Annotated in this window: 20 protein-coding genes; 8 read left to right on the top strand and 12 right to left on the bottom strand. The window is 58.0% G+C overall.

Annotation, left to right across the window (positions count from 1 at the left end; translation table 11 throughout):
- Positions 1-39: 39 nt before the first annotated feature.
- The 4 genes from SMD27_RS16615 to pdxR form a co-directional block, all read right to left on the bottom strand.
- Entirely contained in the window at positions 40-795 is a 756-nt protein-coding gene (locus SMD27_RS16615) for a hypothetical protein (RefSeq protein WP_320509531.1), read from the bottom strand.
- Between the two features lie 754 nt (positions 796-1549).
- Complete coding sequence (gene pdxT, locus SMD27_RS16620; protein ID WP_320509532.1) at positions 1550-2197, bottom strand: pyridoxal 5'-phosphate synthase glutaminase subunit PdxT; 648 nt, start codon at positions 2195-2197, stop codon at positions 1550-1552.
- Positions 2191-3129 carry a pyridoxal 5'-phosphate synthase lyase subunit PdxS gene (gene pdxS, locus SMD27_RS16625; protein WP_320509533.1) on the bottom strand — a complete coding sequence of 313 codons (939 nt, stop codon included), beginning with the start codon at positions 3127-3129 and terminating at the stop codon, positions 2191-2193. The genes pdxT and pdxS overlap by 7 nt, the downstream gene beginning before the upstream one ends.
- Before the next feature lie 144 nt (positions 3130-3273).
- Positions 3274-4773, bottom strand: a complete 1500-nt coding sequence (gene pdxR / locus SMD27_RS16630) for a MocR-like pyridoxine biosynthesis transcription factor PdxR (protein ID WP_320509534.1) — start codon at positions 4771-4773, stop codon at positions 3274-3276.
- A gap of 1075 nt (positions 4774-5848) precedes the next feature.
- On the opposite strand from pdxR, the gene SMD27_RS16635 reads away from it, so the two are divergent.
- The 6 genes from SMD27_RS16635 to SMD27_RS16660 all read left to right on the top strand — a co-directional run bounded on the left by SMD27_RS16635 (position 5849) and on the right by SMD27_RS16660 (position 12053).
- On the top strand, positions 5849-6472 hold the full coding sequence (locus SMD27_RS16635) for a sigma-70 family RNA polymerase sigma factor (RefSeq protein WP_320509535.1): 624 nt from the start codon (positions 5849-5851) through the stop codon (positions 6470-6472).
- Between the two features lie 130 nt (positions 6473-6602).
- Complete coding sequence (gene mtnK, locus SMD27_RS16640; RefSeq protein ID WP_320509536.1) at positions 6603-7877, top strand: S-methyl-5-thioribose kinase; 1275 nt, start codon at positions 6603-6605, stop codon at positions 7875-7877.
- Positions 7874-8383, top strand: coding sequence for a PRC-barrel domain-containing protein (locus tag SMD27_RS16645; protein WP_320509537.1), 510 nt, complete (start codon positions 7874-7876; stop codon positions 8381-8383). Before mtnK ends, SMD27_RS16645 begins: the two co-directional genes overlap by 4 nt.
- Before the next feature lie 67 nt (positions 8384-8450).
- Entirely contained in the window at positions 8451-9128 is a 678-nt protein-coding gene (locus SMD27_RS16650; RefSeq protein ID WP_320509538.1) for a cytochrome b/b6 domain-containing protein, read from the top strand.
- A 13-nt stretch (positions 9129-9141) separates the two neighbouring features.
- Positions 9142-9933, top strand: a complete 792-nt coding sequence (locus SMD27_RS16655) for a molybdopterin-dependent oxidoreductase (protein WP_320509539.1) — start codon at positions 9142-9144, stop codon at positions 9931-9933.
- Positions 9934-10022: 89 nt separating this feature from the next.
- Entirely contained in the window at positions 10023-12053 is a 2031-nt protein-coding gene (locus SMD27_RS16660; RefSeq protein WP_320509540.1) for a hypothetical protein, read from the top strand.
- Between the two features lie 14 nt (positions 12054-12067).
- Here the strand turns inward: SMD27_RS16660 and SMD27_RS16665 are convergent, their stop codons facing one another.
- The 5 genes from SMD27_RS16665 to SMD27_RS16685 are packed head-to-tail and all read right to left on the bottom strand — an operon-like array spanning position 12068 to position 16164.
- Complete coding sequence (locus tag SMD27_RS16665; protein WP_320509541.1) at positions 12068-12436, bottom strand: DMT family transporter; 369 nt, start codon at positions 12434-12436, stop codon at positions 12068-12070.
- Complete coding sequence (locus tag SMD27_RS16670; protein ID WP_320509542.1) at positions 12433-13509, bottom strand: NAD-dependent epimerase/dehydratase family protein; 1077 nt, start codon at positions 13507-13509, stop codon at positions 12433-12435. The genes SMD27_RS16665 and SMD27_RS16670 overlap by 4 nt, the downstream gene beginning before the upstream one ends.
- Before the next feature lie 22 nt (positions 13510-13531).
- Complete coding sequence (locus SMD27_RS16675; protein WP_320509543.1) at positions 13532-14263, bottom strand: glycosyltransferase family 2 protein; 732 nt, start codon at positions 14261-14263, stop codon at positions 13532-13534.
- Positions 14264-14267: 4 nt separating this feature from the next.
- Positions 14268-14987 carry a TIGR04282 family arsenosugar biosynthesis glycosyltransferase gene (locus SMD27_RS16680; RefSeq protein WP_320509544.1) on the bottom strand — a complete coding sequence of 240 codons (720 nt, stop codon included), beginning with the start codon at positions 14985-14987 and terminating at the stop codon, positions 14268-14270.
- Positions 14988-15012: 25 nt separating this feature from the next.
- A complete protein-coding gene (locus tag SMD27_RS16685; protein WP_320509545.1) occupies positions 15013-16164 on the bottom strand; it encodes a trans-sulfuration enzyme family protein in 1152 nt (383 codons plus the stop codon).
- Positions 16165-17637: 1473 nt separating this feature from the next.
- Here SMD27_RS16685 and SMD27_RS16690 point away from each other — a divergent pair.
- Positions 17638-18555 carry an NADP-dependent oxidoreductase gene (locus SMD27_RS16690; protein ID WP_320509546.1) on the top strand — a complete coding sequence of 306 codons (918 nt, stop codon included), beginning with the start codon at positions 17638-17640 and terminating at the stop codon, positions 18553-18555.
- A 902-nt stretch (positions 18556-19457) separates the two neighbouring features.
- A complete protein-coding gene (locus SMD27_RS16695; protein WP_320509547.1) occupies positions 19458-21017 on the top strand; it encodes a mechanosensitive ion channel family protein in 1560 nt (519 codons plus the stop codon).
- A gap of 397 nt (positions 21018-21414) precedes the next feature.
- Here SMD27_RS16695 and SMD27_RS16700 read toward each other — a convergent pair whose 3' ends face one another.
- The 3 genes from SMD27_RS16700 to SMD27_RS16710 form a co-directional block, all read right to left on the bottom strand.
- Positions 21415-22023 (bottom strand): cytochrome P460 family protein, encoded by a 609-nt coding sequence (locus SMD27_RS16700; RefSeq protein WP_320509548.1) that lies wholly within the window; start codon positions 22021-22023, stop codon positions 21415-21417.
- Between the two features lie 229 nt (positions 22024-22252).
- Positions 22253-22423: a hypothetical protein gene (locus tag SMD27_RS16705; protein ID WP_320509549.1), complete on the bottom strand. Its 171-nt coding sequence runs from the start codon at positions 22421-22423 to the stop codon at positions 22253-22255.
- A gap of 105 nt (positions 22424-22528) precedes the next feature.
- Positions 22529-22815, bottom strand: a 287-nt coding sequence (locus tag SMD27_RS16710) for a hypothetical protein (RefSeq protein WP_320509550.1), incomplete at its 5' end; no start/stop codon positions are given.

Consider the following 22815-nt stretch of genomic DNA (forward strand, 5'->3'; position numbering starts at 1 on the left):
ACCGACCTTATCGACGCCAAACGGACAATCCTTCGTGTTTCACGCCTCGTTGTTCCTATTCCCCGACAGCAATCCGTTGACTTCGGCCTGTGCCTCGGGGCTGACGGGAGTCTTGTTGGCAGCCGCGCTTAATGCCTTTTGCGCCGTGGGATCAGCCGCGGCCGCAGCGGCCTCAGCCTCGGCCTGAGCAGCTTGGGCCTCGGCAAGAGCGTCTTTCAGTGCCCGATTTTCCGGATCTGCAGCTAACGCATCTTCAGCGGCCGCGACATCTTCGGCGGCCCGTTGCGATGCTGGATCGGCTGCTATGGCTGCCCGGGCTGCGTCACCATAGGCGGCGACCCTGCCGACACGGGAATTCGGGGCGGCATTTGCCATAGCTGTCGCAGAAGCATGGGCGGCATTCAGACCACCCATCGCACTTGCTGTTTCCCCATGATTGGTCTTGGCGGCAGTATCGGATGCGTGGGCGTTGGCTTTCCCTTTCTCCACACCCCTGTCTGCCCTGTCGCCATGCCCCAGTGCGCCGTCATGGCGGCCACCGCCGTTGTCACCACCATTGCCGTTGCCGGCTCCGCCACCATCGCCGCCCCCATGGCCGCCACCGTTGCCGCCTCCATGGCCGCCACCGCCATTTCCACCGCCGCCGCCACCGCCACCGCCACCGCCTCCCTTGGCAAAGGCTTTGTCGATGGAGAAGACATGATGGTTGTCAATGCTGACTGGCGCAGCCGCCAGCAGCCCGGCGGCAACTAGAAGCGTCAACGAGGATACGAAGGTCTTTGCCTGAATAAGCATGTCTGCCTCTTTTTTTGCATCTGCGTGCGCGGGCCGTATTTGGCGGCAACAAGCGTCGAGGCGAAGAACTGAAAAGTATTGCGGACGATTCAAGTATTGAAGGTGCAGGCGGGAAATAATCTCGTCTGCTTTTCAGTGCCGCCTACATAATAGCTACGGACGATTTTGCGGTTCGGGTTGTGATAAATGTGTGATTTCTCGAGTCAACGAGATGAAGTTATTTTGAATGAGTATCGCTGGCGAATGGTAAAGGGGTATCGAGCGTGGAATAGCGGCCGTTCCGGATCGTGGTGGACTTAAGAGCCAACAATCGCGGACGGGATCGACCGATGACGTCATCTGAAAAACAGACAGGAGGAAGCCGGTTCTTGCTCCGCCAGCAAAAATCCTTGGCCGTCACCGAGAAACGGCGGAAAGCGGAACTGCCTGTCGTACTGGGGATGTCTGCGCCGGCCACGTCTCTTAAATTGGCAAGTCATTCAGCAGGGTACAAGCGCCGAGGGTACGGGGTGGCAGCGGCTGTAACGTCCACCGGAGACGCGGCGCCCACACGATGGACCATGGAACATGCTCATAATTCAATCTTCCATTTGGCGCGGGCCCGGCCGCAGCCCCTTCCCTGCCATTACCCTCGCTTCATAAACCGACATTCCCACAAGGGCAGCGGGACGTCTATCCCGCTGCCCTTGTTTGTTTTCTCGTGTGCTTCCTTGACACAAGAGATTATTGGGGACGTTAGCGCATCAACCACGACTTAACCTGCAACATCAATGGGACGAGTGAGGTCGCGATCTATGCGCCCATACTCCATAGCCATCGTGCAGAACAACCGATGCACGCGGCGATCGGCGGTCAACTCTGGATGAAACGTGGAGGCGAGGACGTGATTCTGGCGAACGAGGACCGGCGATCCGTCGCGCATCGCGAGGACTTCGACCGCCGGCCCCGTGGCCATGATACGAGGTGCACGGATATAGACCGTTTCGATAGGCTCACCTCCCAATGTAGTCGGCGTCCTCAAAATCGCCGATTCGATCTGCCGACCGTAAGCATTGCGCTCGACCGTCACGTCGAGTACGCCGAGGCTAGGCTGCTTCGGCGCAACTACGCGTCGCGCCAGTAGGATACATCCGGCGCAGGTGCCGAAGACCGGCTTCTTCGCGGCAAAGTCCCTCAATGCATCGAACAGGCCGTCACGCGCCATCAGCTTCAGCAGAGCACTCGATTCACCGCCGGGTATCACCAGTGCATCGAGTTCGAACAGCTCGGTCGGCAGGCGCACGGCAACAGCCTGCGCCCCCGCTTCTTCCAAGGCCAGCGCATGTGCATCATAGTCCCCTTGCAGCGCGAGGACGCCAACACGCGGGGATGCGACCGCGGCCGCTTGTGGCTGCGCTACCATCCGCGGTCCTGCAGCATGTCGCCCGGAGAGAGCGCCGCCACCGCAAGGCCCTTCATAGCACCTTGGCATTCCGCGCTGGTCTCGGCGAGGATCGCCGGGTCCGTGAAATGCGTCGTCGCGCGCACGATCGCCCTGGCCCGGCGTTCCGCCTCCTCCGGTTCGGCGAACTCCGTCGAATCGCGCATGAAAATGCCGGAGCCGACGAACACTGCCTCGGCGCCGAGCTGGCGAACGAGCGCGGCGTCCGCCGGCGTCGCAATGCCGCCGGCGGAAAAATTTGGGACCGGCAGCTTGCCAGTCTCGGCCACCAGGCGCACCAGTTCATACGGCGCGGCGAGCTCTTTGGCGGTGGCGTAAAGTTCCTGTGCGCTGAGCACGGTGAGGCTGCGGATATCCTTTACGATTTGGCGCAGATGCTTCACCGCATGGACCACGTCGCCGGTGCCGGCTTCGCCCTTGGTGCGGATCATCGCCGCACCCTCGGCGATCCGGCGCAAGGCTTCGCCGAGATTGCGCGCACCGCAGACGAACGGCGTCGTGAAGGCGTGCTTGTCGACGTGATGCGCTTCGTCCGCCGGAGTCAGCACTTCTGATTCGTCAATGAAGTCGACGCCGAGCGTCTGCAGGATCTGCGCTTCTGCGAAATGACCGATGCGGCATTTGGCCATCACGGGAACGGAAACGCTCTCCATGATCTCCTTGATCTTCTTGGGCGAAGCCATGCGTGCGACACCGCCTTCGGCACGGATCTGCGCCGGCACACGTTCCAGCGCCATGACCGCAACCGCACCAGCGCGCTCGGCGATCTCGGCTTGTCGGGCATCGGTTACATCCATGATGACTCCGCCCTTCAGCATTTCAGCGAGGCCGGTCTTGAGGCGGAGCGAATGAGCGGCGTAAGGGGCTGGCACGCCATTGGCGGGCAAAGTCATGTGGCTCTCCAATACAAGTTTCGCCGGCCAGCCTAGGCCGAGTATATTGGTCGCAAAAGAGCCACGAATATGTAGATTATTTAGATCCAATTATCTCCGTTTTCGACACTGCTGAGGGAGTGTGGATTCCAATTTTTTTAGTTTTTATGGTACCGGTTTGGATAATCTTCCGCCCCGCCCGCGCTGACTCCTGCGGTGAAAGGATTGGACAACCTCCCGCAGCAATGCGACGCCCTGTCGGATGTCCGCTTCGTCGAGGCCCGCATAGCCCATGACGAAACTGGCACCGTCTCCTCCGGCACGAACTTCGGCCGCTGTGATGCCCACCGAATGCTGCGCGGCGGCTTCGGCGACGCTGGCCGCCAAAGTCGCTGAAATGCCTCGAAAGCGGACGACAAGATGCAGTCCGGCCTTCGCTCCTGCGATCTCAACTTCGGTTCCGAAGGCCGTCGTCAGTGCAGCTAACAACGCATCGCGCCGACGCTGATTGCGCCGGCGGGTGCGGCGGAGATGGCGCTCGAAATGACCATCACGGATGAGATGTGCGAAGACCGCCTGTTCCAGCGACGCAGTGTGGCGGTCGGTCAGCTGTTTGGCGCGCAGGAAGGGCTGTACAAGATCTGGCGGCAGTACCATGTAGCCGAGGCGCAGACCTGGTGCGAGCACCTTCGAGACCGTGCCGGAATAGATCACCTGTCCAGCGCGGTCGAGCGCTTGCAGCGGTTCGACCGGCCGTCCTTCGTAGCGATATTCGCTGTCGTAGTCGTCCTCCAGGATGTACGTGCCAGCGCGCGTCGCCCAATCAAGCAAAGCCAGGCGGCGCGCCGCCGGCATCACGCCCCCGGTCGGGAACTGGTGCGAAGGCGTGACATAAGCAAGCCGCACGCCGGTCTCCACTGGTGGAAGAAGCGCCGGGTCAAGACCGTCGGCATCCACCGGCACGGGCAGCAGCCGAGCACCCATCGCTTCGCAGGCCAGGCGCGCTCCGGAATAGCAGGGCTCCTCCACCACCACGGCCGAATTGGGATCGACCAGAACCCGCAGCGCGAGATCGATCGCCTGCTGCGAGCCATTGACGATCAGGATCTGCTCCGGTCTGGCGTCAATCCACCGACCGCGATGCAGGTAATCGGCCAAAGCGGCCCGAAGCTCCGGCAACCCTTGCGGATTTTCATAGAGATATGGCTTACCTGCACGGCGCCGGATCTCACGGAGCAGCAGGCGCCGCCAGATATCGGCCGGGAAGTCGGCGGCGCTCACGCTGCCATAATTAAAGCTGTAGCGCAGTCCCGTACCGCGGTTCAACGTGCTGACGTCAAGTCCACTGAGACGCTCGCTGTAGCGCGATAGACGGACAGGCCGCGCTGACCGGGGCTCCGGGTACTGCGCCCCACTTTCCTTGAGCTCTGGCATTGAGCGGCCAATGAAGGTGCCGGCGCCGGGCCGCGTTTCCAAATAGCCTTCCGCAAGCAACTGCTCATAAACAATAAGGACCGTGTTGCGCGAGACCCCATGCCGGTCAGCTAAAGCTCGCGAGGACGGCAGCCGCGTGCCCCCTTTGATCCGGCGGCTCAAAATGGCATGCTTGAGCTGGTCATAGATCTGATGCTGGAGCGGCGCCTCGCGGTCGAGATGTAACATCATGGTTTACCATAGCTCGCTGGTGCGACTGGGCGTTGTCCCGCCGACACGTCGTTAAAGACCGGCCAAAGGTCGCCAGGTTACCGCAGGGAAGTTGGAAAAGTCATGAGACCAACTGGCCGGCGGTATACGTCGTGAAGCGGGCGACTACATCATTGGCGATGGGTTCGGGCAGGTAAAGAGCAATAAAGGACTTGCAACAGTGTGCGTGGCTGGTTGCTGTTTCCAAGTCTATTGGGGACCCAGCAAGGATCCCTACGCCAACATACCGTCCTAATAAAATTGCCATTGTCATTATTACAATGACGATTATCTGAGCAAAAAAGTTAGCTATCTGTCACTCTTTGGTGGAAGCTGACTGACCGCCATCATTTCTCTGACATCAATTATTCAGATTTTGGCGGTGTCGGATGGTTCTTCCACCAGGGGATGGCGCCGGTTCGGGAGCTGCTTCGCTAGTCCTCTTCACGATTGCCTCAGCGTTCAATCGGACCCATCTCGCGCTTCTCGAGTATGATCCGACTACGTGTCGGACGGTGTTACTCCCTCCAGCAAGGGAAACCAGCAACGAAAATTCTTCATCGAACACGGTCCAGTGTCACGACCTCAGTGCTTCCGGAGAAAGCCTGCATCCTGTGATGTAGGTGCCTAAACGTCTCAATTCGGTTGCTTTAAGTCCGTTTCTTTTGAGGTCATGGAAATTAAACTGGAAAACTCCCGTCTCTGACTTCCAAATGCTTGGAGTCAAAATGAAGCTACATAATCTAAGCCTTCTTCTTTCTGCGCTCGAGGTCGACGTGGATGCTTTTGCGATATGCGAGATCGCGCGATGCAGAAATTTTAATTCCACCCTTAAAAAAAGTAGAGGTGCACTACGTGCTCTCCGGACGACTATTTCTTTCGGTTGGGAACGATGCGCCACTCAAGGCACAGACGGGATTCGCAAACCGCAGTCACTTCAGTCGTGCTTTCAAAGATAGCTATGGAATCAATCCAAGTCATTACAAGCGGGTGCACAGCGGCCCCCAGAGAAGAAAATCGCACTAAGCATGCCATCGAGAAAGGTTGCATATCGGCAGTGGCACAGGTTTCTATTTCTGGCGCGCTAAATTCGACTTTTCTTCAGGAGGCGCCTAAGGCCAAAAGTTCGCGCACAGCGACCTCGGCCGCTGATAGCTGGGGCCTTTTGTTGGTTTCCGGTGGCGATGCAAACCCGAGCATCTACGCAAAACTTCTGAAGGATATCCGCGCTTGGTTACGGAGATTCTATGCGTCACGCCTGCCCTTAGATCACATCGAGGATGCAGTTCAGGAAACGCTCATCGCGATGCATGAGAGGCGCTATAGCTACGACGCTGGACGGCCGTTCAGACCCTGGTTGATTGGGATTGCTTCCCATAAGCGGCTCGATCACCTACGTGCCTCAGCGCGGCGCGCTGAAGTGGAGCTATCCGTCGATATTGAGGATGATCGAAATGAAGAAGCGATGACGAGCAGGATCGCGCTGTCCCAGTTGCTGACAACACTAAACCCGGCGCAGCGAGAAGTGATTCATTTGGTGAAGATTGAAGGTTTTACGATCGAAGAGGCGTCCATGAAAACGGGCCAATCGATCTCTCTCGTAAAGGTCAATATCCACCGCGGGCTGGCTAAAGCTTCCCAGGCCGCCAAACGCAACCCAGTATCAGTGCCGGCAAAGTAAATAGAGCCGCACTGGGACCGGGCGAGGCGTTCCAAACGAAGGAACCTAAATCCTAACGAACTAGCCTATAATCGCATCTAAGAAACAGCCTGGAAATTTGTTCAGTACTTATGACCTATGAGCAGACCCAATGCAGGTATTGCACAAAAGCCGATATGAGCCTCTAACAGCCCGGGCTCTGCCCGGGCGACTGGCCTCCCTCAAATCGATGGGGGAGCATCTCGGACCCGCCACAAGCTGGCGCGTTCGCGAAGTCGGCGACGGCAATCTCAATTTGGTCTTCATTGTCGAGAGTGACAGCGGATCGCTCGTAATCAAGCAGGCTTTGCCGTATGCCCGCGTGGTCGGCGAAAGCTGGCCGATGTCACTTGACCGCACATTCTTCGAGTACCATGCGCTGACGCGCCTTCTGGCACGAGATCCAGGTCGCCTGCCGGCGCTTATCCATTTCGATGAAGAGCAAGCATACTTAGTGATGGAGCATCTGCACCCGCATATCATTCTGCGCAAGGCCTTGACAGGCAATATCAGGCTACCTCATCTCGGCGAGCATCTTGGCAGGTACCTTGGCAGGACACTTTTCCGAGGTTCCGATCTCTCCATGAATACTGCCGAGCGCAAATCGGATTTGGCGCTCTTTTCACGCAACGTCGAACTTGCCGGGATTACGGAAGACCTTTTCTTCACGGATCCCTTCATGACTCATCCGCGGAACCAGCACACGCCCGGACTCGAGGACTACGCTAGAGCCGCCCGAGAGGACATGGATCTCAAACTCGCGGCACGCTCCCTCAAAGCAAAATTCTGCAACTGTGCCGAGACGCTTCTCCATGGCGACCTGCACACTGGTTCTATCATGGTCACCGAGACCGATAGTCGTGTGATCGATGCCGAGTTTGCTGTCTATGGCCCAATGGGCTTCGATATTGGATCGCTCCTCGGCAATTTCTGGCTTGCCTTCTTTGCGCAGAAAGGTCACCACCCGGATGATGTAGCGCGGGACCGCGGCGGCTGGATCCTGGAGGTCATCGAGACGATCTGGGAGTCTTTTTTCGACGAGTTCTCGGCGCTTTGGCGACGCGAACGAACCGGCATCCTGGGTGGCCGCGAATTTTTTGAAGACGCGCAACGTCCTCTCGGCAGCGAAATCGCCTTGCAACAGCTGCTGAAACAGATCTGGCAGGATACGCTGGGATTTGCCGGGATCGAGATGCATCGACGCATCCTGGGACTCGCTCATGCTGCTGAACTGGAAACCATAGCCAATGTAGAGGAGCGAGCCGCCTGTGAACGGAAATCACTTATGATGGGCCGAGTGCTTGCCGCCAATCGTGCTGCATTACCTGACATTCGTTCGGTCAATCGCATGGCGGCCAGCATGAACAGCACTGACCTCCTAAAATGATTGATCAGATCGTACTCAGGAGCTTTGTCGCTATGAACCGGACAGTATCGTTTCTTGCTTTGGGCGCTTTTTTTCTTGTCGGCGCTTCAGCGATCGGCTGGGCTTCGAGCACATCTGGCGGAGCACATACCGAAGTCATTCCTGGCTCCGGCAGCAGCCTGACACCCGAGCAGAAAATGGAACGGCGCTTTCCCCAAAAGGTGCGCGTGGGCGATCTCATCGGGTTGCCGTTGCTGGATTACGATGATCGGACCATGGGCCGGGTAACCGATGTAGTGCGCACGGCTGGCGGTAGGATCGAGCTTATTTCGACTTGCTGTGGCTATTTCGACTTGAACCGCCATCAAGTTGCGGTACCGATTGAAACCGTCGCCATTCTCGCGCGCCAGATCGACGTCCTAGACATTACTCGTGAAGACTTCTTCGGATTGGAGAGGTGGAACGGCAACGGTGACACGAAACTCGGCACCGATGAAATGATCCGGATTGCAATCAGCCGGCGTTAATGGCCCACATTGGTTATCTCAGACTCCTGCGTTTCTTGTTGAGATAGGTCTTCGGAAGGTAAGCTACATGGTCGCCATCACGGAAACACGCGCGTCGAAGCCGCCGCGACGCATGCACCCCCTTCTCTTACGCATCATGCACTGGATCAACGCGATCTCGATGATCCTCATGGTGATGAGCGGCTGGAAGATCTACAACGACGAAGTGATCTTCGGTTTCCTGCATTTCCCAGATGAACTCACGCTCGGCGTCTGGGCGCAACACGCGCTGCAATGGCACTTCTTCGTCATGTGGATCCTGGTATTGAACGGCCTCTGCTACCTGGCCTATGGCATCTTTACAGGCCGTTTCCGGCGGTTTCTCCTTCCCATCCGGATACGCGAGATCATTCAGGAGATGGTCGCCGCTTTGACCTTCCGGCTGAAGCACAGTGACCTTACACATTATAACGCCGTGCAGAAGCTGCTCTATGTCGGCGTCATCCTCATCATCATCCTGCAGGTCATTACCGGCATCGCAATATGGAAACCGGTCCAGTTCTCTGGGCTTGTCTCCCTCATGGGTGGTTTCCAGACAGCTCGCTTGCTTCATTTCATCGGCATGGCCGCCATCGTCCTTTTCTTCCTCGTTCACGTCAGTCTGGCGCTCTTGGTGCCGAAGACGATCCTGGCCATGCTAACGGGTGGCCCCCGCATCGCTCCGACCGCTCGCCACGGCGATGAAGATGCCGGCACGAACCCCTGAAAGGAAGTCGAGCATGTCTATCCGACCGCCCGCCAGGTCGCTCTTTCGCCCCAAGGTGGCTCCCGATCAGAGCGTGCTTGCCGAAAACAAGGAACTCATTGAGAGCATCGAACGTCGCGGTTTTCTGAAGGGCACCTTGTCGCTCGGTGCGCTGACGTTTCTCTCTGGATGCAACATCTCTGACCGGGCTGCAGTGCAATCGTTCCTCCGCACGATTTCGGCCTTCAACGATCGCGTGCAGGGCCTGCTTTTTGACCCCAACAAGCTCGCCCCGACCTACTCAGTGTCCCAGGTCGTCAAGCCGCCGCGCTTCAATGCCTATTATGAGATCGAACGGGTGATGCCGATCGATCTCAATGGCTGGCAACTGGAGCTTGCCGGCCTCATCCAGGACAAGCGACCTTGGTCGCTTCAGCAGATTCATGGTTTCCCCGAGCAGGAAGAGATCATCAAGCATATTTGCGTCGAGGGCTGGGAGTATATCGGCCAATGGTCCGGTCCCAACCTGAAGCAGTTTCTGACAAAAATTGGCGCTGACCTGAGCGCCAAATACGTCGTTTTCCACTGCAATGACAATTACACCGAATGTCTCGACATGCCATCGGCCTTGCACCCCCAGACTATCCTGGCGACGAAATATGCCGGCGAGCCGATCACCGATCCCTATGGCTTCCCGCTTCGGCTCCGCACGGCGGTTAAGATCGGCTTCAAGAACGCAAAATGGATCCGGGCGATCGAGGTAACCAATACTTATGTTGAAGGCTTCTGGGAAAAGCAGGGATTCAACTGGTTCAGCGGGATATAGTGGTCTGGTGTCCCCGGCGCCAAGGAAGGGCTACTCGGGCTAGAATATCTGACTGACCTGGCGGAAATGACCGGAGTGGCGCGCGGCTGATGGCCTCCCTTTCAAGTTCGGTTCTGTGCGGCATCATGGCGCTCCTTCTCTGGATGCCGCTTGGCTGGCTCATCAACCGGCGGCTTGGATTTGGCCGCGACCTCGCCGCGCCATTAGCACCTGTCATGGGCTGGGCGACGCAAAGCGCCGTCTCCCTCGCCTTGAGTTCTTTGACTGGCTTTTCCACCGGGACAATTTTCGCATCCGCGGCCATTGTCGCTGGCCTCGCTTTTATTCTTCCGCGCAAGCAAACTGAGTTTGAGTCGAATGAGCGATCGGCTGCTCCCCGAGCGGGCCTGGCCCTTTTCGCCATGGCCGCCACTGTCGCCTGTCTGCCCGCCGCCGCCATCCTTCCAAAGTTCATCGACGGCGGCGTGATCCTCGCTGGGCCGATTTTCGATCATGCAAAAATCGCCTTGATCGACGAGATGCTCCGGAGCGGTGTCCCGCCAGCCAATCCCTTCTTCGCGGCCGATGGTGGTCATGGCCGCGTTTCCTACTATTACCTCTGGCATTTCAGCGCAGCGGAGCTCGCGCGGTTATGCGGTGCCACTGGATGGGAGGCAGATATCGGCCTCAGCTGGTTTTCGGGCTTTGCTTCGCTGATGACCCTGGCCGGGTTCGCGTTGCGTTTCTCCGGAGACCGCCTGCCGGCTTTTCTCGCTGTCCTTTTCAGCGTCATGGGTTCCCTGCGGCCGATCCTGATCGGCATTTTCGGCGACGAGCCACTTCATGCCTTCCTGAAGCATGGCAGTGGGCTCGCCGGCTGGCTCTTCCAAACAAGCTGGAGCCCGCATCACGTCACCGCGGCTGCCTGTGTCCTGGTGGCAGTCTTTCTGCTGGCAGAGCTCGCAGGACGACCGACCATCTTTGGCACACTCGTTATCGCGCTGCTCCTTGCCGCCGGTTTCGAGAGTTCGGTTTGGGTCGGAGGTATCACATTGGGCCTCTGTGGCATCGCCATAGCAGCATTAGTGCTTCGCAGAACCGGTGCCAAGCAACGCGTCCTTTTCGCTATCACCTGCATTGCCGCAGCGCTTACCGCCCTCCTCCTGTCATTTCCGCTTGTTTCAGCCCAGCTTCATGAAGGAGCAGCGAGAGGTAGCCTGCCCATTACAATCCATGCGGCCCCAGTGCTTGGTGTACTGTTCCCACCGGCATGGCGCCAAACCCTCGACATCCCAGCCTATTGGCTGGTCCTCCTTCCCCTCGAGTTTCCGCTGATTTTCATTCCCGGCCTCGTGGGATTGCGACGAATAGTGCGTTTCGGCCACGAAGACGAGCAACGGGAACACCTCGGTTGGGCATTCACAGTGCTGGGCTTTGGTTCCCTTGGTTGCAGCTGGCTGCTCCTAAGTACCGTGGGCGACAACAACGACCTTGGATGGCGCGCCATCTTGCCTGGGCTCTTTGTTCTCACTATCGCATCTGCGATTGCCGTTTCGCACTGGCTCCGGGGGCTCAATGTAAGGCGCTACGCTTTTGCCGCAGTGATCGTCGTCATCGCCTTCGTGGGGGCGTTGCCTGACACCTGGCATAACATCACCGGAAACCTCTTCGGCCACATGACCGCTTCGGCGCGCGCTTTTGCCGAGTCGCCCGCACTCTGGGCGGCAGTCCGGAGTCATACGAATGCCGAGACCCGCATTGCCAACAATCCTGCCTATCTCCAGGAAGTGACACCTTGGCCCGTCAACATCTCTTGGGCGTTGCTCAGTGATCGCCGATCCTGTTTTGCCGGCAACGAGCTGGCAATAGCTTTTGCCTCGCTGCCCACCCAGGAACGGCTCGACATATCATCGCTGTTTCTTCGGGTATTTGATGGTACCGGTTCGGCCGAGGATGTCACCCGCCTCTATCGCGACTACGGCTGCCGGGCGGCGGTGGTTACGTCACAGGACGGTGCGTGGAATCATGATCCTTTCGCCACCAGCAAGTTCTTTCGCCTGGTTCAAGTCGAAGAAGGAAAATGGCGCATCTATGTCGCAGCTGATACCGATGCGACAGATGCTCCACAAGCACAGAAATAGCCGCAGGCCGAAACTCAGCCGCGCGCCAGGACGGCAACGCCAAGGACGATGAGAGCGGTGCCGGCAAGGCGCTGTGCGCTGATCGCCTCGCCCAGCAGGAATGCCGAGGCAAAGGTGACGAGGACGAAGCCAAGCCCCAGAAACGGATAAGCAAAGGAGACCTCGGCGCGGCTCAATACCATAACCCAGATGACGACGCTGAGGGCATAGCAGGCAAGGCCGCCGATGATGCCCGGGCGAAATATGAATTCGAGGAACGAGCTAGGCGACCAACTTTGCGCCGGCACCAGCCCATCCCGTGCTGCCCAGCGGAGCAGAAGCTGGGCCGCGGCATTGGTTGAAACACTCGCCAGGATGAGGGCAATGAGAGCGAAGCGGCTCATTGTCCCGCCGCACCGTAATTCGCCCGGATGACGGAAGTGTCTCTTGAAGCGGCAGCGAATTCCTGCATGCCCGCATCGAATTCGATCTGCGGCCGCCAGCCAAGCTGATTCCGCAGTCGGCTCGAATCAGCCGTGATATGCCGGACATCTCCCAGCCTGAATTGGCCGGTGACGACAGGGGCAGGCCCCTGGAGTGCTCGTGACAGCGCCTGCGCCATCTCGCCTACCGAGCGGGGCGTACCGGATCCCACATTGAAAGCGGTGACGCCGGTCTTGTGGGCTTCACAAGCAAGCACGGTCGCTGCGGCAACATCGGCGACATGGATGAAATCGCGCCGCTGTCCACCATCCTCAAAAACCTGCGGCGCCCTGCCGGCGAGCAGCATCGACGTGAAAATCGCGGCTACGCCTGCATAAGGCGTGTCCTTCGGCATGCCGGGTCCATAGACATTGTGATAGCGCATCATGGCAACACTGCCGCCGATCGCCCTTGCCCAGTTCGTGGCATAGAATTCCTGGGCCAGCTTGCTGGTTGCATAGGCGTTACGGGGATCGAGCTTGGCATCCTCGGTCACAAGCAGAGGCGCGAGCGGGCATCCGCAGATCGGACAAGGCGGCTCGAAATTACCCGCTCGCAAGGCAGCAGGCTGCCGGGGTCCCGGCGCCACGGCGCCATGTTCGCGGCAGTGGCTGAGACCTTCGCCATAAACCACCATCGAGCTTGCTAGAGTGAGATGCTTGACGCCGGCCCGCGCCATGCCGGCCAGCAATTCGGCAGTCCCATGGTCATTCGAGGAGGCATAGTCCGGCATGTCGCCAATCGCCACCCCGAGACCGACTTTGGCAGCGAGGTGAATGACAGCGTCAATTCCTTTCAATGCTTGATCGATCACATCCGGCTTTCGCACATCGCCGGCGTGAAACTCTGCCGGCTCGGGCGGTATCCAGCTGTCACCTTTGTGTACATCAGGGCGTAGCGAATCTAAGACGCGGACATCGTGTTGATTTGCGAGCAGATTCCCGAGGACGTGGCTGCCGATAAAGCCGGCGCCACCTGTCAACAGCACGCGCATGGGCAACTCCTCGTCTCGGCCATCAATATATCCCGCGCGGAAAGTCTGGACGCTCGACTGGCAACTCTCTTGCCAGCCGGAAAAACGTCGACACGATTTTCGCCGCGGCCCGCAGGCCAGCCATCAGGTTCCCCGAGACTTTTGACTGTCCACCGCGGCGGCGGCGATGGTCGACCGGAATCTCAAGACACCGGAATCCTTTGGCCGCCGCCCGCATCTGCATCTCTAAGTTCCAGCCATAGGTCATCTCCCGCATACCTAGGGTACTCAAGTGATCGACGCGCATTGCTCTCAGTGGCGACATATCGGTGAACCGAACACCGTAGGTTAATCCAAGCAATACTCCGGCAAGCCAACCGGCAATAATCTGCTGTGGTGTCAGGCTTCCGCGCTCCCGTTTCCCTCGAATGCGCGAACCCATGACAAAATCGGCCCGATCTTCGGCGAGGGGCGCAATGATGGATGGGATAAAGGCAGGCACATCGCTGCCGTCTCCATCTAGGAAACAGACGATATCAGTGTTCGCCCGCAAGGCGGCAATACCCGCGGCACAAGCGCGGCCATATCCACATACCGGTTCACTGACAACGCGCGCACCTGCCGCCGCTGCGACTTCCGCAGTCCGGTCTGTGGAACCGTTGTCGACGACGATTGCCTCTCGGACCGGCATGGCCAGCACATCTCGCACGACGGCGCCAATGGCGGCCTCTTCGTTAAGGCAGGGAATAACAACGGCTACCACTGGAGATTCCATAGGGTTATGCCACGTTCGATACGGTACGGCGCTTTTCAAGGAAATGCCGGGTTGCTGGAGCCAGTTCGGGGATTTGATCGCACGCGAATTCCGGGCACTCGCCTCGAATTTCCGCTTCAAGGATTGCAAACGAAGCTGCGTCGTCAACATCGTACCAGCCATCGATCACCGATACAGGCAGCTTAATCTCCTCTGCCCGCTTCAAGGTGAGCCGGTAAACTTCTTCGGTGCTCCAGGGAATCCCATCGAATAGATGACGGTGTGGTCGCGAAAGGCCGATCAATGTGTAGCCACCGTCGAGTGCCGGACTGAGCACAACTCGGTCGCCTTTCAATACTGATTCAACTGCCTGGCGCAGAATTGAGCGCGGCAGGGTTGGGCTATCGGAATTAACGAGGATCGCCCCCACATGGCCAATCGCCAAGAGATCGACGATACCTCTATAGAGCCGCGCGCCAAAGTCACCTTCGTATTGCGGTAACATGCCAAAGCTCGAAGGCAGAAAATGCGCCAGTTGGCGCTCTGAACCGACCGGCGTATAAACAGCATAGCCTCTGGATCTGCCTTCAAGGGCGAGATGCGAAATCGTGCTGGAGAGGTCGCGAATGAAACAACCGGAAATCTCGGCACATTCTTCTGCCCTAAGGGGTGGGGAAAGTCGCGTCTTCGAGAGACCGGGTCGCGGCGTCTTGCACATGATCGCCACGGCAACTGTTGGAATCATGTCATTCTCCGCTCAGAGCTGAGGCTCACGCCGACCGCGCAATCGCTCTCTCGAGATCATTGAAGAGATCATCTGGATCCTCCAGCCCAACAGATAGGCGCAGCAGGTCGGCCGGACAGAGCGAGCCTTCGCCTTCCATGGAAGAACGATGCTCGATCAGGCTTTCGATGCCACCGAACGACGTAGCCCGACGCCAAATGCTGACATTGGCCGCCGTGGAAATAGCGACCCTGGGTCCGCCCTTCAGGCGGATCGACAGCATGCCACCGAATCCGCCCATCATTTGGCTGGCGGCAACCCGATGGCCGGGACTATCAACAAGGCCGGGATAGAGCACGCCTGAGATCGCCGAGTGCTTTGCTAGGCGCCGCGCCAGGACCTCGGCACTTCTGCTCTGCGCCTTGACTCGAATGTCGAGGGTCCGCAAGCCACGCGCCAGCAGCCATGCCTCAAACGGGCCCAGCACCGAACCGTTTTGCTCACGCATCTTCCGGACGCGTGACCAAAGTTCATTGGGCTTCGCGATGGCCAGCACTCCGGCACTGACATCCGAATGGCCGTTCAGGTATTTAGTTGCCGAGTGCAGGACGATATCGGCGCCGTAGGCCAGCGGTTGCGTCAGAATCGGCGTAGCAGCAGTCGAGTCCGCCGCCACGAGCGCACCTGCAACATGAGCAGATTGTGCAACAGCCGCGATATCAGTGATAGTCCAAAGAGGATTGCTGGGCGTTTCGATCCAAACGAGACCGGTTTTCCCAGGCCGGATCGCTGCCTTCACCGCCTCTAAATCAGACATGTCAACGAATGTAATCTGGTGGCCAAATCGGGGTGACTGTCGAAGCCAGCTTTGCAATGCCCAATACATCAGCTGCGGGGCGACGATATGGGTTGGCTCCAGCGAAAGGAAAAGCGCTGTCGCCGCGGCCGTGCCTGAGCCAAAAACCAGAGATTCTGCCGCCCCCTCCAATTCAGAAATGAGCGATTCCGCCTGGCGCACTGACGTATTGTCAGCCCGGCCATACACATTGCCCGAGCTGTAGCCATTATCCGCATCCCGTATATAGGTCATCGCCACGTGAATGGCTGGCGTCAAGGCACGGGTAATTGGCTCACCCTCGCTCAGCACACTCGCGGTCAAAGTGCCCGGTTTCATGGCGGTCGTCGGCAAATCGATCATTCACACGTACCCTGAAACCCATGCATGATACCTCCGGCCCGAACAAAGATCCGATTGTCTTTGTCGTCAAAATCCAGTGAGGAGACAGCCGAACGCCATTTTCCCCTAGTATGTTTCGCTCGATAAGGCTGCAAAGTTACACCGGGAGCGAAATTTCTCCTTTCTAGCCGTCGCGTTTTAAGGTCCCAATGCATTCGAAAGCGATCATAGCCTGAAAGGATAAAAAGCCCTTGGGCGCGGTAGCTCTGAGAAGGTCCTTGCAGCCGTCCCCACGGGCGTTGGCCAGTTGAGAGTCGAACCTAACGGGCTATGGCTCTTTTGGATGCAATGCGAACTATGCTTGAGAATGAATGCACAGTCTGCACTCTTTCGCAAATCAGCTGTGGAATGCGGCTAACCCCGCACGATGGCGACTTCCCTCTGGTACGTGATGAAATAGGAGCTGGGTAATTTGGAAGGGGCGCCGACTACGGTCAACGTGCCCTCCGGGCACGCCATCCTTTGGATTGCCGGCGTGCCTGCAGCCGCGGCTGTTTTCCACCACTTCTATATGCGCGACGAAGTCTTTCAGTCGATGGCTTACGGCAGATGCCCGGATCACCGAAATAGCGGCTTGTGATCAGTCAGGACACCTCTCTCGCGCGTCCCTAGAGCCTGCGGTTCAATTCGTGCAAAAAGCCGGGAATTTTGCGACAAATTCTTTGCGCAAGATCAAGTTGTACAAATCAGGTCTTCTGAAGCTTACGTCATAAAGTAGCGGCCATTCGGACACATATTTAGGATCATAAGTTCTCCGCTCCTCCTTACAATGCTCTCTGTCTCAAGTTACGCACCGCGTGCTCGGCACCAACTGACGCCGAAGAGATGGAGAACTCGATGATCCACAGGATTTTTCAGCGCCAACGGTTCCACGGCCGGCGCGACAATCTTGGAGATTTCAGTTGCCACCGCTTATTTGGGCACTCGGCCGCCGAGGATGCTCCGCGGTCCGGCCGGTACCTACCCGCGTACAACTCCACCGGCAAGCTTCTTTTGCCGAAAAATTTCCATGAGTAAATTTTCGTGGATCCCCACTCGCCCCCTAACGCCCTGAACGGAGGAAAGGCAACTTTCCTGAATATCACAATGTCTACATCGAACCGGTTTCCTACCATATCTATCAAAAGACCGGCGTTTTCCCTGAAGGTATCATCCGCATGCGCTCGAGGCGATCTATGACAGACGTAAATCGCCCCCGGACCGGCCGCTGCGGCGGGCCGGTGCGCGGTTGAGCTCCGCTGGCGCCGTCTCGAAGTCATCACTCTCCACCGACGCTCCCTTTCGGCGTGAGAAGCAGTGTTTGTACCGCACCTTTGATTTTCGGGCGGGCATCGATTTCATAACCACAGGTCATTGGACCCACCGAGTTTCGCGTCGTATTCGGTGGTTTGCAAAGGGATTCGAAGGACGACATGCCACACAAGGAGGTGGAGGATGAAAGCAATCGTGGTGACGGACCAGACTGCTGGAACGGCTGGAATGAGGCTGGTGGAGCGGCCCGAACCGCCGGCAGCGATAAACGACGTCATCGTTCAGATTCATGCGTCGGGATTCGTTCCGACTGAGATGGCGTGGCCTTCGACCTGGACCGATCGCCGCGACCGTGACCGAACACCGTCGATCCCTGGCCACGAGCTGGCCGGAGTGGTCAGCGCTCTCGGCTACGGCACGACGGGACTATCGGTGGGACAGCGAGTGTTCGGCATCGCCGACTGGCATCGCGACGGCACCCTGGCGGAGTATGTGGCCATCGAGGCACGCAATCTCGCGCCGCTCCCGGGCGATGTCGACTTCACGGTGGGCGCGAGCCTGCCAATCTCGGGCCTCACCGCGTGGCAGGGACTGTTCCAGCACGGCCACCTTAAGGCGGGTCAGATCGTCCTCGCGCATGGTGCGGCAGGCGCAGTCGGGACGATGGTGACGCAACTCGCGCGCGAGGCTGGCGCGTATGTCATCGGCACGGGACGCGCGGCCGACCGTCAGAAGGCCCTCGACTTCGGCGCACAGGAGTTCGTCGACCTCGACAACGACACGCTGGAAGACGTCGGCGGCGTCGATCTGGTGTTCGATGTCATCGGTGGCGACATCCAGAAGCGGTCGGCACGCCTGATTCGAACGGGAGGAACGCTGGTTTCTGTCGTCGGGCCGACCGAGGCGCGGCCCGACAAAGGCCTGACGGTCGACTTTGTCGTAGAGTCCGATCGTGCCCAACTAAGTGAGATTGTCCAGCGGGTGCGGGACGGACGACTGCGGACGAACATCGGCACTGTCTCGACCCTCGATGATGCCGTCGCCGCCTTCAATTCGACCGAGCGACGCAAGGGGAAGACGATCATCCGCGTTCGTCCGTGAGGACTTGGGGAGGCGAGCGGTTCTGCCCTCCTCGTTGATCGTTGGCGACGTGTGCAAGGCGGCGTGAGATTGATTTGGTCGCTGCGGTCCGGGATGGCAAGCTGGCGAATGACCGTCCGCGTCATCCCCGTCAGTGCCACCGAATTCTCGCTGGGATGCCGACCTCACCCTCATACTGGATCGGGTTTTTGACGGCAATCGTGCCGGCAGTCAGGATGACACGTCGGAATTTCTTATAGGCGGCCAGCTGGAGGACCAACGACTGCGTTGCTCGAGAAACAGCTAACTGACCTTAAAAGCCTGGGGCACCCGCACTGATCAAAGGCTCGTTGCAAGTTAAAAGGCCGATTCCATATGCGGCTATAATTTCGCGGGACGTCCGCACGAGATTTCCAGTTCGCGAAATATTGCTTCGACCTGATCTGGCGAGACTGCAAAAAGGGAAGCCTGAGGAATGACCCAAGCGACGTTTGGCATTCGGCCAAGAAGATCCAGCACAAAGCCGAACGAATTAGTACACATTCCGGACCCTAAGACCACACACCTGGCTTAGGCTGCCATTCGGCGGCGGTGATTCTTCGGTCCAGCGCCCTCCCGTGCGGCGTAGCGTCGTCCTAGATCCTGGGTTGACGAACGCGAATTAGAAGGCGGCCTGTAGCGGACGCTAACCATTCAACCACGGAGCGGTCTGGTGAAATCCGATGAAGTCAGTGGCAGTCGATGCCGAAGCTGCTGCCGCCAGACTGAAGCAGTTGTAGCGATGAGGGTGTTTTTCTTGAGTTTCAGCTTTGCCCGACAGCCAACCGCGATGTCACGCTCCAGGTATCGAACAATCTGAATCATGAGGCGATCTGATTGCCCGTCTTGATTCACGTCCTTTTCTAGAATGAGGTTAAGGCCGAATGCTCCCGCTGATCGAACCGTTGGTCGCCACGGTCCTTATTCTCCTTTTCGTCTTGAGTTGGCGCTTCATGCCGCAGCGTCACATGTGGATCGGGTTGATTTCGACAACTCTCCTGTTTGTCCTGTTGAGCGTGATCGTTATCGATAGCGCTGGATCACCCTTGAACCCAAGGTTCGATCGCGGCCCGGCTCCTATCGAGCTATGGCATCGGATCATCGTTGCCGCATGGTGGATCTTGGGCGCGCGCATCGCCGTGGCCATCGGCAGTGCAACCCTACCGACGGCGCGCGGCTCCCGGGAAGCGAAACTGGCTTCCGATCTGATTTCGGGCGGTGTCTACCTAGCGGCGGTTCTGATTGTCATCAACACCGTTTTCAACGTGCCGATTGGCGGACTGGTCGCCACATCCGGCGTCATCGCCATCGTGCTTGGCTTGGCGCTTCAGAATACCCTTGCCGATGTCTTTGCCGGCGTCGCCGTTCAGATCGAAGGCCCGGTTTCGCTTGGCGACCGCATCTGGATCGAAGGCCCGGTGGAAGGCGAGATCGTCCAGATCAACTGGCGATCGATCCACATCCGCACGGATGGCAACGATATCGCCGTCGTGCCGCATAGCGTCGTCGCCAAGTCCCGCATTATCAATCGAAGCTACCCAACGGCCCGGCGCGGGGATACCATCGAGATATCCTGCGACCCGAGGGTCAATCCCGACCACACCTGCGATCTGTTGAAGCGCGCGCTTCTCCTTTGCCCCAATGTGATGAGGGATCCGGAGCCATCCGTCGCCTTGGTCCGCCTGGGATCGCGGAGCAATCACTATCAGATCGCCTTTTCCGTCGCATCGAGCAGTCTCCTCTGGAGCACCAAGAGCATGCTGATGAAAGAGATTGCCCGGCAATTCCGTTACGAGGGAATCCGGCCAGCCGAGCGGAAGCCGTCTGAGCGAATTTCGTGGTCTGGGCATATGGGGAACGGCGCGCTCGCGGAGAAACTGGGCGACAAAGGAGCGGCGGAGGGTGAAGCTTCGGATAGCGGGATTGCGTCTCCGCTGTTAGGGGCCTATCCGCTGGACCAGCTCTTAAGCGAGCTTTCGATATTTCATGGCCTTTCGCAGGCGCACCGGCAGCGGCTGGTCGGCAAGCTCATTCGTCGCATGCTCGAACCGCGAGATATCGTCTTTTCCCAGGACGACACCGGATCCTCACTATTCATCATTGCATCCGGCGTGCTGGAAGTCACGCGCCAGATGCCTGAGAGAAGCTTTGTCGTCGGTCGGATTGGCCCGGGCGACTATATCGGCGAGATCGGCATGCTGACCGGCGCGCCCCATGCCGCAACGGTTACGGCATTGACGCCCTGCATCCTGCACGAGCTGTGTAAATCAGACGTCGCACCGCTGTTGGAGGAAGAGCCGGAGCTGGTTTCCGCTTTTGAGGCCTCGGCGCGTCGCGGACAAGAGCGTCTGGCCCGCGCGGCCGCTGCGGCAACCTGTAGCCATCCCGGCCCGCCGGGCCAGCTTCTCACTCGCATTCGCTCGTTCTTTAACCTGCCGACCTAGGGTATAAATTTCAGGCTTATCCCTAATTCAGAAAGCCCAAGATGTTGAATCCGATTTTTATCTGCGAGATCGGCATCGCTTACTCGTAATTGTCGCGGTCTTTTGGCAGTAAAAACCCTCGATTTCGATAGTGGCCGTTGAGGCTATCGAGCCTCGAAATTTGACCCGCTTAACGTGCCGGCGACGGTCAAATAGATGATAGTTCAGCTTGAGCTATGCAGTAGACCGCGAAGGGTTCGGCATCGAGCGACACAGCATGATTTATCCCAAAGCTTTTTCCGTATCGGACAAGCTGTTCGCCGCGCACCTGTCCCCTCGCCTTCTTCTGAAGCCCTAAATCCCTACTCTTCCTCGGCTTCAAAAATCCCGTCTCGCATCTGGCCCTGATGCCTTGGTATCACTTGTCCAGCAGACGGTAGAATTGCGTCCAGACCATATCCTTCTTCGCACTCGCTGTGTGGCAGTATGCGCAACTACCGTTTTCCTGAACCTTCGCAGTGGTCATCTTTGCGTTGGAATATTTGAAATCGAAATATCCCCAGCCGCCGGATGCAGCATATCGCTTGGAATTCTTTACAGCCACTTCAGCACCGTAAAAGGTTCCGGGAAAATAACCTCGCCCTGAAGGCTCGGTCCGCGATCCATCTGGATTCTCACCTGGCAGCGTTAGCTGCAGCTCCTTGACGAAAACTGTATCCTCCGGAAACACATTCGTTTTCTTGTAGATAGCATATGATCCCGGCTCTATGTAGACATTGTGGTATTCCGGAAAAGCTGCCTTACCATTGTTAAGGGCGTTGGGCGTCAGTGGCGATCCGACGTAAACCCATTCGTGGAAATTTTTTGGGAGCATAATCTCTCCGGATGCCGTGTACTCCGGCAAGTACCGCCCAGGCATCTTGGTGTCATCATCGGCAGACGACCCCGCAACTCCAACAACTAACATTCCTGCAACAAATGCTGAAGCCGCGCAGAATGCTTTCCGTGTCCGTAGCTTCTCAGTCATGTTATTTTTAACCTCCGCGAGCAAAAAAGATCTCCTGAAAAAACGTCCGCTTGCTTTGGTATCAAGAGACGCCTAAGTCGGTGTGAAGCGACGGTTATAGATACGGTAGAAAATCAATCCGCAGGTCCAGAAAGCGTGTCCAGTGATCCCAATTCGGAGGTCTCGGATTGCGAATTTTTACGACTGAATTGGATATCCATGTTGTGCCCCTGGCCGACTGCATTCTCAGTCAAGAATGAAGCCGTTTTTTGCGCGCCAGCTTGCCACGCAGGTTCCGCCAGCTCAGCCTGAGATAGATCTCCGCATCTTCAGTTAGGTGCGCCGCTCCTGTCGCGTGCTCCAAAGCAAGCCATGCTTCCGCATCATCCGGATGGCTTGATACGCGATCATGCAAAGCCATGAATTCCGGGGTTGCCGGCGCAGCGCCCGGCGTTCGACAAGAGGCTGGTCCGGCTGCTGCGACGCCTCACCCAGCAAGAAGCCGGCGCAGGTGCCTAACCCCCTCTTAGTGCTTGGCTCTCAGCTCCCGGGTAGTGAGGTGGAAAATGAATCCCCAGGCGAAACTGCGTATGAAATCGATCAGTTCGCCAGATGCGGATCTTCGGAACATCCGACACCAATTGCGGATCTCCGGATCGGTTGTTTGAGGCAGCATATGGCGACCTAGAGTTGCGATGGCGCGACGTCCATTGGCACCGCATGGTCCTTCCAATGCAATTGACGAGCCGAGGGCAGTATGAATAGAAAAGTGATGTTTACCTTTCTCGCACTTACCGGTGGCGTACTCGCGGC

The sequence above is a fragment of the Dongia soli genome, assembly GCF_034044715.1.
Taxonomy (GTDB): Bacteria; Pseudomonadota; Alphaproteobacteria; order Dongiales; family Dongiaceae; genus Dongia_B; species Dongia_B soli.

What these genes read in the sequence shown, in the direction of transcription:
- SMD27_RS16615 (WP_320509531.1), bottom strand. Translation starts at nt 795, where the DNA reads ATGCTTATTCAGGCAAAGACCTTCGTATCCTCGTTGACGCTTCTAGTT.
- pdxT (WP_320509532.1), bottom strand. Translation starts at nt 2,197, where the DNA reads ATGGTAGCGCAGCCACAAGCGGCCGCGGTCGCATCCCCGCGTGTTGGC.
- pdxS (WP_320509533.1), bottom strand. Translation starts at nt 3,129, where the DNA reads ATGACTTTGCCCGCCAATGGCGTGCCAGCCCCTTACGCCGCTCATTCG.
- pdxR (WP_320509534.1), bottom strand. Translation starts at nt 4,773, where the DNA reads ATGATGTTACATCTCGACCGCGAGGCGCCGCTCCAGCATCAGATCTAT.
- mtnK (WP_320509536.1), top strand. Translation starts at nt 6,603, where the DNA reads ATGCAGGTATTGCACAAAAGCCGATATGAGCCTCTAACAGCCCGGGCT.
- SMD27_RS16645 (WP_320509537.1), top strand. Translation starts at nt 7,874, where the DNA reads ATGATTGATCAGATCGTACTCAGGAGCTTTGTCGCTATGAACCGGACA.
- SMD27_RS16650 (WP_320509538.1), top strand. Translation starts at nt 8,451, where the DNA reads ATGGTCGCCATCACGGAAACACGCGCGTCGAAGCCGCCGCGACGCATG.
- SMD27_RS16655 (WP_320509539.1), top strand. Translation starts at nt 9,142, where the DNA reads ATGTCTATCCGACCGCCCGCCAGGTCGCTCTTTCGCCCCAAGGTGGCT.
- SMD27_RS16660 (WP_320509540.1), top strand. Translation starts at nt 10,023, where the DNA reads ATGGCCTCCCTTTCAAGTTCGGTTCTGTGCGGCATCATGGCGCTCCTT.
- SMD27_RS16665 (WP_320509541.1), bottom strand. Translation starts at nt 12,436, where the DNA reads ATGAGCCGCTTCGCTCTCATTGCCCTCATCCTGGCGAGTGTTTCAACC.
- SMD27_RS16670 (WP_320509542.1), bottom strand. Translation starts at nt 13,509, where the DNA reads ATGCGCGTGCTGTTGACAGGTGGCGCCGGCTTTATCGGCAGCCACGTC.
- SMD27_RS16675 (WP_320509543.1), bottom strand. Translation starts at nt 14,263, where the DNA reads ATGGAATCTCCAGTGGTAGCCGTTGTTATTCCCTGCCTTAACGAAGAG.
- SMD27_RS16680 (WP_320509544.1), bottom strand. Translation starts at nt 14,987, where the DNA reads ATGATTCCAACAGTTGCCGTGGCGATCATGTGCAAGACGCCGCGACCC.
- SMD27_RS16685 (WP_320509545.1), bottom strand. Translation starts at nt 16,164, where the DNA reads ATGATCGATTTGCCGACGACCGCCATGAAACCGGGCACTTTGACCGCG.
- SMD27_RS16690 (WP_320509546.1), top strand. Translation starts at nt 17,638, where the DNA reads ATGAAAGCAATCGTGGTGACGGACCAGACTGCTGGAACGGCTGGAATG.
- SMD27_RS16695 (WP_320509547.1), top strand. Translation starts at nt 19,458, where the DNA reads ATGCTCCCGCTGATCGAACCGTTGGTCGCCACGGTCCTTATTCTCCTT.
- SMD27_RS16700 (WP_320509548.1), bottom strand. Translation starts at nt 22,023, where the DNA reads ATGACTGAGAAGCTACGGACACGGAAAGCATTCTGCGCGGCTTCAGCA.
- SMD27_RS16705 (WP_320509549.1), bottom strand. Translation starts at nt 22,423, where the DNA reads ATGGCTTTGCATGATCGCGTATCAAGCCATCCGGATGATGCGGAAGCA.